At 69.3% G+C, this 12,619-nt stretch carries 11 protein-coding genes and 3 pseudogenes; 7 read left to right on the forward strand and 7 right to left on the reverse strand.

All coding sequences use genetic code 11. From position 1 onward, the window contains the following. Positions 1-51 precede the first annotated feature (51 nt). The 3 genes from ACFYXA_RS10110 to ACFYXA_RS10120 all read left to right on the forward strand — a co-directional run bounded on the left by ACFYXA_RS10110 (position 52) and on the right by ACFYXA_RS10120 (position 3,765). The gene (locus ACFYXA_RS10110; protein WP_389030443.1) at positions 52-1,137 is read left to right on the forward strand and encodes a substrate-binding domain-containing protein; all 1,086 of its coding nucleotides are present in this window, start codon (positions 52-54) and stop codon (positions 1,135-1,137) included. A 302-nt stretch (positions 1,138-1,439) separates the two neighbouring features. Next, the gene (locus ACFYXA_RS10115; RefSeq protein WP_389030446.1) at positions 1,440-3,137 is read left to right on the forward strand and encodes a purine-cytosine permease family protein; all 1,698 of its coding nucleotides are present in this window, start codon (positions 1,440-1,442) and stop codon (positions 3,135-3,137) included. 232 nt (positions 3,138-3,369) lie between these two features. Next, positions 3,370-3,765 carry a hypothetical protein gene (locus tag ACFYXA_RS10120; RefSeq protein ID WP_389030449.1) on the forward strand — a complete coding sequence of 132 codons (396 nt, stop codon included), beginning with the start codon at positions 3,370-3,372 and terminating at the stop codon, positions 3,763-3,765. A 159-nt stretch (positions 3,766-3,924) separates the two neighbouring features. Here ACFYXA_RS10120 and ACFYXA_RS10125 read toward each other — a convergent pair whose 3' ends face one another. From ACFYXA_RS10125 to ACFYXA_RS10140, 4 genes are all read right to left on the reverse strand, one after another. Further along, positions 3,925-5,046: a PP2C family protein-serine/threonine phosphatase gene (locus ACFYXA_RS10125; protein WP_389030452.1), complete on the reverse strand. Its 1,122-nt coding sequence runs from the start codon at positions 5,044-5,046 to the stop codon at positions 3,925-3,927. An 80-nt stretch (positions 5,047-5,126) separates the two neighbouring features. After that, entirely contained in the window at positions 5,127-5,336 is a 210-nt protein-coding gene (locus tag ACFYXA_RS10130; protein ID WP_352247344.1) for a hypothetical protein, read from the reverse strand. Positions 5,337-6,061: 725 nt separating this feature from the next. Next, positions 6,062-6,475 (reverse strand): peptidoglycan-binding protein, encoded by a 414-nt coding sequence (locus ACFYXA_RS10135; RefSeq protein WP_389030456.1) that lies wholly within the window; start codon positions 6,473-6,475, stop codon positions 6,062-6,064. 1,150 nt (positions 6,476-7,625) lie between these two features. Further along, entirely contained in the window at positions 7,626-7,742 is a 117-nt protein-coding gene (locus ACFYXA_RS10140) for a GMC oxidoreductase (protein ID WP_389030459.1), read from the reverse strand. Between the two features lie 37 nt (positions 7,743-7,779). Here ACFYXA_RS10140 and ACFYXA_RS10145 point away from each other — a divergent pair, with 37 nt between their 5' ends. After that, positions 7,780-7,974 (forward strand): hypothetical protein, encoded by a 195-nt coding sequence (locus ACFYXA_RS10145; RefSeq protein WP_389030462.1) that lies wholly within the window; start codon positions 7,780-7,782, stop codon positions 7,972-7,974. Between the two features lie 293 nt (positions 7,975-8,267). After that, positions 8,268-8,804, forward strand: a pseudogene (locus ACFYXA_RS10150) (transposase family protein); the annotation flags it as partial. A 66-nt stretch (positions 8,805-8,870) separates the two neighbouring features. Here ACFYXA_RS10150 and ACFYXA_RS10155 read toward each other — a convergent pair. Further along, on the reverse strand, positions 8,871-9,869 hold the full coding sequence (locus ACFYXA_RS10155) for a zinc-binding dehydrogenase (protein WP_352247342.1): 999 nt from the start codon (positions 9,867-9,869) through the stop codon (positions 8,871-8,873). Positions 9,870-9,977: 108 nt separating this feature from the next. Between ACFYXA_RS10155 and ACFYXA_RS10160 the strand changes: the two genes are divergently transcribed. Then, the gene (locus ACFYXA_RS10160; RefSeq protein WP_389030465.1) at positions 9,978-10,556 is read left to right on the forward strand and encodes a CGNR zinc finger domain-containing protein; all 579 of its coding nucleotides are present in this window, start codon (positions 9,978-9,980) and stop codon (positions 10,554-10,556) included. Here ACFYXA_RS10160 and ACFYXA_RS10165 read toward each other — a convergent pair. Then, positions 10,516-10,842: pseudogene (locus ACFYXA_RS10165) on the reverse strand (transposase); the annotation flags it as partial. The gene ACFYXA_RS10160 and the pseudogene ACFYXA_RS10165 sit on opposite strands and share 41 nt — an antisense overlap. A 163-nt stretch (positions 10,843-11,005) precedes the next feature. Between ACFYXA_RS10165 and ACFYXA_RS10170 the strand changes: the two are divergent. Next, a complete protein-coding gene (locus ACFYXA_RS10170) occupies positions 11,006-11,410 on the forward strand; it encodes a type II toxin-antitoxin system PemK/MazF family toxin (RefSeq protein WP_389030468.1) in 405 nt (134 codons plus the stop codon). A 497-nt stretch (positions 11,411-11,907) separates the two neighbouring features. Here ACFYXA_RS10170 and ACFYXA_RS10175 read toward each other — a convergent pair. Next, a pseudogene (locus ACFYXA_RS10175) lies at positions 11,908-12,387 on the reverse strand (restriction endonuclease); the annotation flags it as partial. Positions 12,388-12,619: the final 232 nt, after the last annotated feature.

Here is a 12,619-nt window from a genome sequence, read left to right on the forward strand (position 1 = left end):
CCGGGGCCCGGACCGGGATCCGCGCGCCCAGTGCCCTCACGGAGGTGGTCTGTGCATCCGGTGCCGCCCAGAGGGAACGGCGATTCGAGCACGACGCTGGTCGTGGCCCTGGTCGTGCCGCTGCAGGGACCCGCGGGGATCTTCGGCCCGTCGTGCGAACTGGCCGCACAGCTGGCCGCCGAGGAACTGAACGCCGCGGGCGGCGTGCTGGACCGGGAGGTCCGCCTGGTCACGGTGGACGGCGGGGCATCGCCGGAGCGGGTCGCGGCCGAGGTCGAGGCCCTGGTGTCGCTGCGCGCCGTGGACGGGGTGGTGGGCTGGCACACCTCGGCCGTGCGCCAGGCACTGCTGCCGCGGATCGCGGGCCGCGTGCCCTACGTCTACACAGCCCAGTACGAGGGCGGCGAGCGCACACCCGGGGTCTTCCTGACGGGTGAGACCGACGCCGCGCAACTGCTGCCGGCGATGCGGGTGCTGGCCGAGGCGACCGGCGCGCGACGCTGGTGCACAGTGGGCAACAACTATGTGTGGCCGCGTGTGACCGCCCGCGCCGCACAGCGATACGTCCGGGCGTGCGGCGGTCTGGTGCGCGACGAGGTGTTCGTGCCGCTGGGGACGCACGAGTTCGGGCCGGTGCTGCGCCGGATCGAGCGGTGCGAGGCGGACGCGGTGCTGATGCTGCTGGTCGGCGACGACGCGGCACGCTTCAACCGGGCGTTCGCCGCGTACGGCCTTCACCAGCGGTGTCTGCGACTGAGCACCCATATGGACGAGAACATCCTGCTGGCCACCGGTGCCGAGGCAGCCACCGACGGGCTCTGGGCGACGGCTGGTTTCTTCGAGACGCTCGCGACCGCCGAGAGCCTGGACTTCAGCGCCCGTTACGCGGCGCGGTTCGGTGTGGAGGCCCCTGTCGTCGGCAGTCCGGGCGAGTCGTGCTTCGAAGGGGTGCGCCTGCTCGCGGCGTTGGCCGAGCGGGCGCGGTCGCTGGACGTGCGGGCGATGTGCGTGGTGGGCGAAACTGTCTCCTACGAAGGGCCGCGCGGCGCAGTGCGGCTGCGCGGCAACCATCTCACGCAAAGGCTTTACCTGGCACGGGCGGATGCCTTCGACTTCCACATCGTCACCCAACTCTGACCCCGCTCCCCGCCGTTGACATCACCCTGCCACAGAAATACTTTCTACGGAAAGCATCTGGCGGAGGCGAGGCACCCGTATTCGATCGGGCCGCTCGCCCGCCGGAGTCACGCATGGACGGGCATCCCAGCCCCCACGGTCTTACTCCTGTTGGCGCGCTATCTACGCGCGTCGAATAAAGGCCCGTTAAAGACCTTCCCCTTAAAGGGAGAGAAACGTTCAAGAAACAGTGCGGCGTGACTCTTCCGTGAAATCACCCGGGGTCGCCCGGGTCGTCCCCAGTACTGGGAAGAGGGAATGTCGTGACGGAGATCGTCGACAAGGAAGCACCGCCGACGAGTACAGGCGGACGGACGTACAACAACTGGGCGCAGAACGACACGTTGGAGGACTACTCGCTGCGCTACGCGCCGAAGTCCTTCCGCCGCTGGACCCCCTACGTGGTGGCCACCACGGCACTCGGCGGCATCGCCTACCTCGCCGACTTCGCCATCGGCGGCTCGATCGCCATCTCCAACGGCTTCTCCAGCGCCATGGTCGCGATCCTGGCCGCGGCGGTGGTCATCTTCCTGACCGGCATCCCGATCTCGTACTACTCGGCGAAGTACTCCATCGACATGGACCTGCTGACCCGGGGCGCCGGCTTCGGCTACCTCGGATCCACGCTCACCTCCGTCATCTACGCCAGTTTCACCTTCATCTTCTTCGCCCTCGAAGGCTCGATCATGGCCCAGGCCCTGGAGCTGGGCCTGCACATCCCGCTCGCCGTCGGCTATCTCATCTGCTCGCTGGTCATCCTGCCACTGGTCATCTACGGCATGACGGCCCTGTCTAAGATGCAGGTGTGGACGCAGCCAATCTGGCTGGTGCTGATGGTCGCGCCGTTCGTGTCCATCGCCATCCAGGAGCCGGACAAGTTCTCGCAGTTCACGCACTTCGCCGGCGACTCCCCCACCGGCTCCGGCATCAGCATGCTCGGCGTCGGCGCGGGCGCCGGCGTGGCCCTGTCACTGATCGCCCAGATCGGCGAGCAGGTCGACTACCTGCGCTTCATGCCCGACAAGACACCCGAGAACAGCAAGAAGTGGTGGGGCGCCGTCCTCTCGGCCGGCCCGGGCTGGGTGGTGCTCGGCGCGGCCAAGCAGATCGGCGGGGCCTTCCTCGCCTTCTACATCGCCGGCAGCGTCGGCCTGTCCAAGGCCAACGAGCCCATCCAGCAGTACGTTCACGGCTTCAAGACCTTCGCCGCACCCGTCGCCCTGGGCCTGGCCACGTTCTTCGTGATCCTCTCCCAGATAAAGATCAACTCGACGAACGCGTACTCCGGTTCGCTGTCCTGGTCGAACTTCTTCTCCCGCCTCACCCACCGCCACCCCGGCCGCGTCGTCTACATCTTCCTCAACGTCGGCATCGCACTGGCCCTGATGGAGGGCGGCGTCTTCGGCTTCCTCAACACCGTCCTCGGCTTCTACTCCAACGTCGCCATCGCCTGGATCGGCGCGGTCGTCGCCGACCTCGTCATCAACAAGCCGATGAAGCTCAGCCCCTCGTACATCGAGTTCAAGCGCGCCCACCTGTACAACTTCAACCCGGTCGGCTTCGGCTCGATGCTCATCGCCTCCGCCGTCTCCATCGCCGCCTACTTCCAGGCCTTCGGCGCCTACGGCAAGGCGTACTCCCCCTTCATCGCCCTGTTCCTCGCAATGGTCCTCTCACCGCTGTTCGCGGTGATCACCAAGGGCAAGTACTACATCGCCCGCGTCGACGACCTCGAGGAGCCACTGCTCGGGGCGGACGGCCTGCCCTCCGCGGCCATGCTGACCTGCGCCGTGTGCACGACCGACTTCGAACGGCCGGACATGGCTAACTGCCACTTCCACGCCGGGGCGATCTGCTCCCTGTGCTGCAGCCTGGAGAAGGACTGCCACGACTCCTGCAAGAGCGGCTCCGGCACTGGACCGGTCGCCCTCGCCATGCCCACCGTGCGGTCCGTGAACTGACTTACCATCACCTTCCCGTGTCCCGTTTGGCTCCGGCTCGCGTTATTGATGTGGGCCGGAGCCGACATCGTCAGTCGGTCAGGTCTGCTCGTTGGCTGGTGCTGGACAGGCAGGACACGAACGACGCCGTCGCTGCCGGCGGACTGCCGCAGCTGCTGGTTCTCGGCCTCCACGACGTGCACCACCCGCACCAGTTGCTGAAAGTCTGCAGGCAGTTGGTCGTGCTCGGCGCGTGCATCCGGACCAGGGCGTAGAGCAGGTCTTCAGCCCGGTGTGCTCGTGGGTGAGTTTGTTGCGCTTGAGGTCGGCTTCCTGGTCGAGTGACTTGATGGTCAGCTGGCCGTCGGAGCGCAGCGGCGTCCCCACCAGGAGCCGGATCATCGCGTCGGCGACCGCCTCGATCTCGCGGCATCGCTGGGCCGCTGCGGCGGCGGCCATTGCGAGCGTGTTCTACGACTTTCATCTGGAGTGCGGCACAGGGCCGTTGGTCAATCCGTTCCCTTTGGTGGCCCAGCGGGGGCGGCAGCGTGCTCATGCACATCGCCATCCGCTGGAGCCGTGGCGAAACGAACGGATGGGCTTCGCGAAACCGGGCTCGCACCGGGACCGGGCGATGGTCGCCTTGTAGGTCTCGACCGGGGTGCGGGGCGCTGAGCTGCTGGAGGTGCGCCGGCAGGACGTCGACTTCGGGCAGCAGCTGGTCATCACTGCCGGGGCTGACGGGTCTGAGCCGGGTCAACGATGAGCGGGTCTGGTGATCACGCAGCCGACGCGTATGGCCGGGAAGTCAGACGGCCGAGCGGCGGACGGCCACTGCGGCCGCGTCGTCGTCGAGGTGGCCGCAGACGTGGGCCAGCAGGTCGTCCTGGAGATGGCGCAGGAGGTCCTCCGGGTCGTCCTTGGTCCACTCCGTCAGCCGTTCGGCGAGGGGGTAGAAGACCCCGTCGGCATCGCGGGCCTCGATGACGCCGTCGGTGTAGAGCAGCAGGAGGTCACCGACCTCGAACGGGAAGGTCTGGACGTCGTAGGCGGCGATGCCGAAGGCCCCGCCGAACCCGATCGGGAGGTGGCTCACCTCGGCGGTGAGCGGGATGAGGTGATGGTCGCGCAGGAGGAGCGGCGGTGGGTGGCCGCAGGTGATGAGGTGGACGACCGGTTCGTGGTCGGGGATGTCGAGCAGGGTGGCGGTGGCGAAGTCCTCGTTGGTGTCGTGCTCCGCCGGTGGACGCCACTGGCTGGTGTCCCAGCGGAACGCGGCGTCCAGGTGGACGGCGAGACGGGGGAGGGTGGCCTGCCGGTGGGCGGCCGCGCGGAAGGCGCCGAGGAGCAGGGCCGCGTTGTTGATCGCGGCGAGGCCGTTGCCGCGTACGTCGCCGAGGAGGAGGCGGGTGCTGTGGTGGTCGGTCCGGGCTGCCGCGTACAGATCGCCGCCCAGCTCGGCCTCCTGCTCGGCGGGGAGGTAGAGGCCGGCGATCCGCAGCGGGCCGGCGTGTGTGGGCAGCGGTTGCAGAAGCACGCTCTGTGCCGCCTCGGCGACCGACCGGACGCGGTCCAGCTGTTGCTCGCGCCGGTCCCGCACCACGCAGACGGTGGCGCAGACTATGGAGACGATGACCAGAGCGGCGATCTGGGCCTGGATGTTGGCCGTGACCAGGACGCCTCTGAGCACGCCGATCAGCGCCTGAGCAGCCACGGCGAGAGCGCCCATCAGTGCCGTCAGACGGGCGCCGGCGAACGCCACCGTGATCGCGGGTGCCGCCACCAGCAGGGGGCCGAGGTGGATGTCCGGCGGGGACAGCACGTCCACCACACAGACCGTGACGATCAGCAGCAGCGGGATCACGGCCAGCGCGGGTGAGTGACCCGGCTGCCAGGAACTCGGCACGTCCGGCCGTGCGCGAAGGGCCATGCCCCAAGCGTCCCACCTGCCTCCGCATGGCGAGAGGTGCGGCTGCAGAAGTCGTGTCTGTGTGAGAGGGAAGCCGCTCATCAGGAGCCGTCCGTATCGGGCTGCCGCTCCACCTGCACCAGATTGGAGTGGGCCAGGAACTCTCCCTGGACGAGCCCCGACTCACGGGGAGGTAGGCGTCGGTCACTTCCCGCGTTCGCGCCGATCGTGTCCGTGATGCGGGCCGTGGTCGTCTCGTTCGGTCTGCCGGTCAGGGCGAAGGTCGCCACGATCAGGATCATCGACGGCATGTCGTCCTTGCGACGTCGTATCCGGCCCGTCGGGCGTGCTCCCGCAGCCAACGGGCAAAGGCGCTGTCTTGTGCTGAGCGGGGGCGGGCCGGATGGTCAGCCGGGGAGAGGGATGGTCAGACCTTCCACCGGACCGGAGAGGGCCGACTTGATCTTGCGGGTGAAGTCGTCGACCAGGACCTCGCTCTCGCCGCGCTCGACGCCGTCCAGAACGGTGCGGGCGAGGTCGGCGGCGGAGATCTTCGGGACGGGGAGAGCCGCAGAGGATCGTCACGGATCCCGGCCCCAACACCTTCCCCCGGGCGTCTGAAGGGCGTCAGCGATCACAGCGCGCAGCGCGTGCTCGAGGTGGGTCGCCGGACAGCCCGTCAGGGCCAAGACGCCGCGGGATCACAGGGCGGCGAGCCGTGCCGCGGGCGAGGTCTTCCTGAACGGCTTTGGCGGCCGGCGCGCGCGTGGTCCAGCCAGACACCCGGGAGCGCACCTTGACGGGGACGGGAGCCTCAGAGATCGTTCCCATTCCGAACCTCGTGTGTGACTTTTACGTTCCCCACCGGGCCGGGGACCAAGTACCTCGCGTCCTCCGCGCCGACGCGGGGGTATTCCGTCGGATGGGTCTCCGTGCCGCACAGGCCGTGGTCATCGCGCCGACGCAGAACTGCTCCATGAGGTGACTTCCAGCAGCCCGTGCAGTCGTCGCAGCGTCTGGCATGTGACTGGGGCGCCTATTTCGTCCGCAGCATGAGGGCGTGTCGAGTGTTGTCCCCGTAGACGCCGGTCTCGTCTCCAGATATGCCGTAGGCATTCTGGAATCGGGCCACTGCCTGACGGACCTCCGTGTCGTAACGGCCGTTGATGGCCCCGCCGTCATAGATGTGAGGGATCTGGAGCAGACGTACCTGCAACTCGTAAACACCGTGGCCGGTGTCGCCTGGGCGCAGCAACCCGGTGCCCGGGATCTCGGGAAGCGAGGCGTTGCCGGGAGCCGGCCGGGTCGGTTGCCCGGTCGGTGGGGACGGGGCTGCAGGTGCCGGATTCTCAGGCAATGGCCGGTCCGGCTGCTCCAAGGACGCAGGCGGCTTCGCCGGTGCGGAGCCGCCGTTGCCGAGCAGCGAAGAGGCAAGGACCAATCCGCTCACGGCGCCCAGCCCGAAGACTCCGGCGAGCCGGCTGTGTCGCCGGTCGGTGAAGCGGCGATGTCCTTGGCTTCCCCTGGTCTCAGGGGGGCGGGCCGGTTCTGGCCGCAGCGGCGTCCGGGAGGGCGGGGCAACGAGGCGGTTCGGCTGCGCGGCCTGCGATTGGTGGGGGGAGTCCTGAGTTGAGTCGGTCCATCGGCGCGCACGATCCTGCAGAGCGACTGGGGGCGGCGGGAAAGCTGCCGACAGTTCGGCCGGTGCCGGGCCCCCGCCGCGCGCAGTGGGTGGCTGTCCTGCCTCCCGTGGCGCGGCGGCCCCTGGGGGCGTGACCGCCTCCTGCGGCACACCGCGTGACCACAGCGGCTCGACCACGGCGTTCCCGACGCCTGGCCGGTCCCAAGCGGGTTGGGGCGGGTCGGCAGACGGTGGGAGGCCTTCCGGACGGACCGGAACCAGCTCAGGCCGGGATCCCAGGCCCTGCGTCCCCGGCTGCGTCGGTGGCAGGGACGGGGCGGGACGGGTAGGGCTGCCGTATCCGGCTGTTGCGCTGGGGTGGTCCAAGGACGGTAACGGGCTTCCGAACCCTTGCTGCTCCTCCGTCGCGTAGAGATCGGCGCGAGCGGCATCCAGGGCGTTCAGAACTGCCTGAAATGAATCCTGGATCTCTTGCGCGGGCTCGCGCCCCCAGTTGAGGGCCCGTGGCGGTTCGGCCTCGTCGAATCCCATCGGTAGTCCTCCTCGACCAACCAGGTCCGGGGTGGGGCGCCACCACGGCCCGCGTAGCGCTCCGTGGAATGCGTGCCGGCCACTCCAGTGATCTGCTGAACTGGCCTGTCGCGCGGGAGATCGGGTCGATGTCGTCAGTTGGTGAGCCGGACCGCAGACGTGTGCCTACGGTTTCCTTGTCAAGCGATACGCACTCGGCGTGGGGTTGTCTCAATCCTTTGGCGGGCGACAGCCGCATCTCTCGGCTTCGAGGCGTCCGAGCCGCCAGGACCTGGGCCGGCTTGACGAAAGAGAGGAAGTCGTCGGCCATGGCCGCAGATTGCGACCGCTCGCCCACGGCACCCCTGCCGCACCGACCGTTTTTTGAGGCGCCTTGTCCGGGCGGTCGGGCCGGCCCAGCGAGCCCTGCTCCTGTCCTGTTTGGAGATCAAAGACCGCGGATCATGTCCGCGCCCTTCTCCGCGATCATGATCGTCGGGGCGTTGGTGTCGCCCCGCACCACGGTGGGCATCACCGAGGCGTCCACCACTCGCAGGCCGCTCACGCCGTGCACCCTGAGCCGGGAGTCCACGACGGGACCGATGGAGCAACTGCTCGCCGGGGGGGTAAAGAGTCTGCAACTCGCGCCGGGCGAAGTCGAGCAGGCCGGCGTCGTCCGTGGAGCGCGGCACGCGGAAGTGGGCACGCCGATGCTTGGCCAGGCGGGGCTGAGCGGCGATGTCGAGCAACATCCGCAGTGCCCGGATCGGGTCGACGACCATCGTGCAGGGAGCTGACGGCCTGCACCAGGGCGCGGGGGTCCAGACCCCGCAGCACCGTAAGGCCGCAGTCCCCCATTGGTGAGACGGGCCAGGCGCGCGCAGCAGCGGTGGTCGCGTCCAAGAACCAAGAAGCCAGTGGCTCGGGCCCGTTCGGCGTCGAGGGGAAGTGTTCTCGGCAGGCTGGGCCACTCGGTCGGCTCCTGCCCCAAGTGCGGGGAGGTCCCTGCCGGTGCCAGCTGTCCGGCCTCACTATCCCGTCCGGAGCATCCCCGCGGGCGCGGGGTCGGCGATCCCCCCGCGGCTCAGCCACCGCGGTCATCGGTCTGCTCGCCGAGCAGGCGCCGGGCCTGCTCGGGACGCTGCGCGCGCACGACCCGGACTTCGTCCTCTCGGACGGCACGCTCGCAGAGTGCGACCGCGTTGGCCACGGCAGGGCCACTACTCCTCGAAACACAAGCGGCACGGGGTAAGCGTGCAGGTCGTCACGGATCCGGCCGGCGAGATTCTGTGGCTGTCGCCGGCATGGCCTGGCCGGACCCGCGATCTGACGGCCGCCCGCATCCACCAGATCCTCCGGATCTGCGCGCGCCAAGGCGTCCGGATCCTCGCCGACACGGCCTACATCGGTGCGGGCGACTGGGTCACCACCGCCAACGCCGCCCGCCCAACGGTGAACTCACCTCACGGAGCGGATCGAGAACCGGGCCCCGTCCGCGGCCCGGGCACCCGTCGAACGAGGCATCGCACGGCTGAAGTCCTGGGTCATCTTCCGCAGATCCCGCATCAGCCCCAACCGCATGAGCGTCGTCATCAAGGCCGTCCTCACCCTGGAGAGGCAACGCTGAAAACGCTCAGTGGCGTTCGTCGACGGGCCATCTGTCCGCCTTACTCGACAATCTCTACGCCTGAGGTCAGGCCTCCCCTACGGCGAGGACGATCTTGCCGCGGTTGTCCCGCCGTTCCAGCCGCTCGTGGGCGGCCCGGGCCTCCTCGAGGGGCAGCACCGTCTCGACCGGCACCCGGTACGTCCTGTCCGCGACGCGCTCGGCCAGTTCCCGCAGGTCGGCTCGCGGGTCGTAGCCGTGGATCTGCAGGTTGGTGAGCTGGAAGCCGAGGATCGAGGCGTTCTTCGGGTAGAAGTCGCGGGTGTCGACGGTGCTGGGCTCCAGCGCGACATTGGCCAGCGCCACCACCCGGCCGCCGTGCGCCACCTCGCGCAGGCTGCGGGCGAAGGCACTGCCGCCCACGGCGTCCAGGACGACGTCCGCGCCGCGCCCGCCGGTGATCCGCAGCACTTCCTCGACCTCGGCGTCACCGGGGTACGCGGAGGTGTCGACGGTGGCGTACGCGCCGAACTCCCCGGCCCACGCCGCCTTCTCCGGCGAGCCGGCGAGCGCGACGACCCGGGCGCCGGCCTCGGCGGCGATCTGCACGGCCGCACTGCCCACCCCGCTCGCGGCGGCCTTCACCACGACCGTGTCCCCCTTGCCCGCCCCGGCGAGGTGCCGCAGGCAGTACCAGGCCGACAGCCATGCGATCGGCAGCGCGGCCGCGGTCGTCAGGTCCACCCCGTCGGGCAAGGCCACCACCTGCCCGACGGGCACGGCGGCCAACTCGGCGTAGAAGCCGGGAGCGGCGCCCGCGTCGAGGGCCACCACGCGCTGCCCGACCTCCAGCCCGGTCACTCCGTCCCCCACCGCGGCGACTGTCCCCGCCGCCTCCGCGCCCGGAATCAGCGGCGGTCGCCCGGCCCGGTGGTAGACCCCTGACCTGACCAGGGCGTCCGCCCGGTTCACGCCCGCCGCGGCGATCCGTACGAGCACCTGCCCGGGCCCCGCCACGGGGTCGGGCACCTCGACCGGCACCAGCACCTCGGGCCCGCCGAACTCGTCGATCCGCACCGCACGCATACCCCACCCGCTTCCTGCCGCAGCCGCCGGGGCGACTGACACCGGTTCATGTGGTGTCACCTTGCGACACCACATGAACCGGTGTCAAGACGGGTTAGGATCGTTCGCATGACAAGCGCGTCCGACCCGGTGCTCGCCTTCCCCTTCGTCGGGGGCCGCCCCTGCCTGGACTTCGTCGCCACGCTCGGCAGGCGGCACGCCACTCCGGTCGAGCGGATCCCCGACGCCGCCGCGCTGGCCCACTGGTTTCACGAGGCCGGCCTCACGCCGGACGAGGGCCCCGTACAGGTCACCGCCGGCGACCTGACCGAGGCCCGGGTGCTGCGCGAGGCGCTCCACCGCGTCCTGCGTTCGGCGATGGCCGACGACGATCCGGACCCGGCCGACGTGGCGCTGGTCAACGAGAGCGCGGCCCGCCCTGACCTGGCCCCCCAGCTGGGCGAACGTCGCTGGACGGCCCGGCATCCGGCGCGTGCCGCGCTGACGACGGTGGCCCGGGACGCAGTCCTGCTGGTGCGCGGCCCCCTGCTGGAGCGGGTCAAGAAGTGCGAGAACCGCGACTGCTCCCTGCTCTTCCTGGACGACTCCCAGGCCCGCCGCCGCCGTTGGTGTTCCATGGAACGCTGCGGCAACCTCGCCAAGATCGCTGGTTACCGGTCCCGCAGCCGGACGGGCGCCACCCCGTGAGGCCCGCTTGTGGACGGTGTTCGCCGGTCAAGTCGACCACCAGAACCGCCTGGTCGTCCCGCAGATGCTCCACCACGCAGGCCCGGACGTCGTCGCGAACCTGGTCGGCGTCCCACTTGGCCCGCCCGAGCAGGTACTGCATGCCGTCCGGGGTGCTCTCTCCGGCCCACTCTGCGATGGTCCAACAGTTTTTGCATGGCAGGTCCGACAGCAGCCCGAGCACCAACCGCCCGAACCGACGTCGGGGTTCGACCCGTGCGAACCGGCCCACGATCTGGGCCGTCAGGCCCTCGAACGTCTCCTGCCAGCGGGCAGGGTCTACGCTGCGACCTGCGGCCGCCTAACGATCTTCAGTCTTCACACGCCCGTGATCAACGGTGGCCGCGCCCGTCTCCACAGCGCGTCAGGGTCGCGCAGCGTCTGTCTGCCGTCATGTGTCTGGAGGACTTGTGCAGCGTGGCGAAGTCTGGTGGGTCCAGTTCGACGAGCGGAGGTTGGTCGTACTGCTGTCGGGAGACGACACGTCCGGGATCCGGGTGATGCAGGTCGTCGCTCCGGCGGGCGTCGACATCAGTGGTCTGGGCATCGAAGTGACGGTCGGCGCCGGTGAAGGACTGCCGTTCGAAGGCGTGCTGCGGCTGGCGTTCGCGCGTCCGGGCTTCACCCCGTGCACGTGGCTGACCACTGTGTCCCGGGACGACCTGATAGAGCGGGCGGCCGTCCTGTCCCCCGTGAAGCTCAGCGAGATTGACGACGCCCTCCGGCTCGCTGAACAAGCGCAGGAGCGGACCCCGGCCACGACCGCGAAGCTCAGCGAGACAAGGGATGCCCTGCGTCTCGGTGAACTCGGGTAGACGGAGAAGGAGCCGACACCCGCGACGGCATGGGTGATCTACTGGGCGGGATCTCCTGGGACGGACTCAGCTCCGTGTGCGCTGGCGTCAGTGTGTCGTGCTTTGGATGCCGAGGACGTCGTAGCGGTGCTCGCCGTGGGCCAATCGTTTCAATTCCGGGTGGAGATCGCATCGCCAGAGGGAGCGGCGAACGTGTCGTCAGCGTCGGCGTACGTGCTGACGCCGAACAGGAATGACAGGATTCTGCCGAGCAGGAGCAGCATGGGAAGTCCGACGACCACGAAGAGTCCGGTCCCCACGGGTGATCGGCTATCAGCCCCCACAGATCTACGGTGATCCACTGGCCGACGTCCTCGGTGAGACACTCCCAGAGCGTCTTGCCGACGGCCAGCGCGATGACCGCATACAGCAGGTACTTCAGCAGCGGGTCGAGCGACCCGTCCTCGTCGAACACCACACCTCCAGACGTCTTGGGCAGCGATCACGCTCTTTGCCAGTCATGCCGCACGCCTGAACCGGCTCGGGCGGGAGCGCGCGGACAGTCCGAGAAGCTCGTGCAGAGCGGCACCGTCCTCGGCCCAGCGCCGTAGCTTCTCCCGGTCGATCCAGTGGACGCCGTGCCGGTCGCCCCATGCCATGGCATCGCGGGTGAAGGCTCCATTGGTGACGACGACAGCGTGATCGGCTCTGTGGACCGGCCCGGCCGTCCCCTTCACCGCGTACATCACAGCTGAGCCCACTTTCCCGCCGACGCGGGTGTGCTTGGCCTGCACCACGATCCGGCCGCGCTGCGGATGGTCACCGATGACGTCGGCGGCCTGGTCGCCGCCGCCACCCACTCTGCGGGCCGGCCAGCCGTCGCGGACCAGCAGATCCCGCAGGGCGTACTCGAAGCGACGGTCGTCCATGGTGTCGAACTCCGCGAGCGCGATCCGCAGAGTGGCCAGCCGCTCCTTCTCCCGGCGCCGCATCGTGGTTCTGCGATCACGCCCCGGGGGCGTCACAGGGTCTGGAGGCACTGATCAACCTCCGCAGAGCCGAGCGGTAAAGCCGGGTCGGTCTATCAGTCAGGTCGCCTACCGCGCCACGGTCCTGAGCCGGTCAGCACCGAGATGTCCCAGTTCAACGGAGCGTAGTCAGCACCAAGTCAGCACGGGACAGGTGAAGACGGGTGATGACGTGGGCCTTTAGTCAGCACCAAACCAGCAC

Origin of the sequence: Streptomyces sp. NPDC002566, from assembly GCF_042889585.1 — a bacterium.
Classification (GTDB): domain Bacteria; phylum Actinomycetota; class Actinomycetes; order Streptomycetales; family Streptomycetaceae; genus Streptomyces.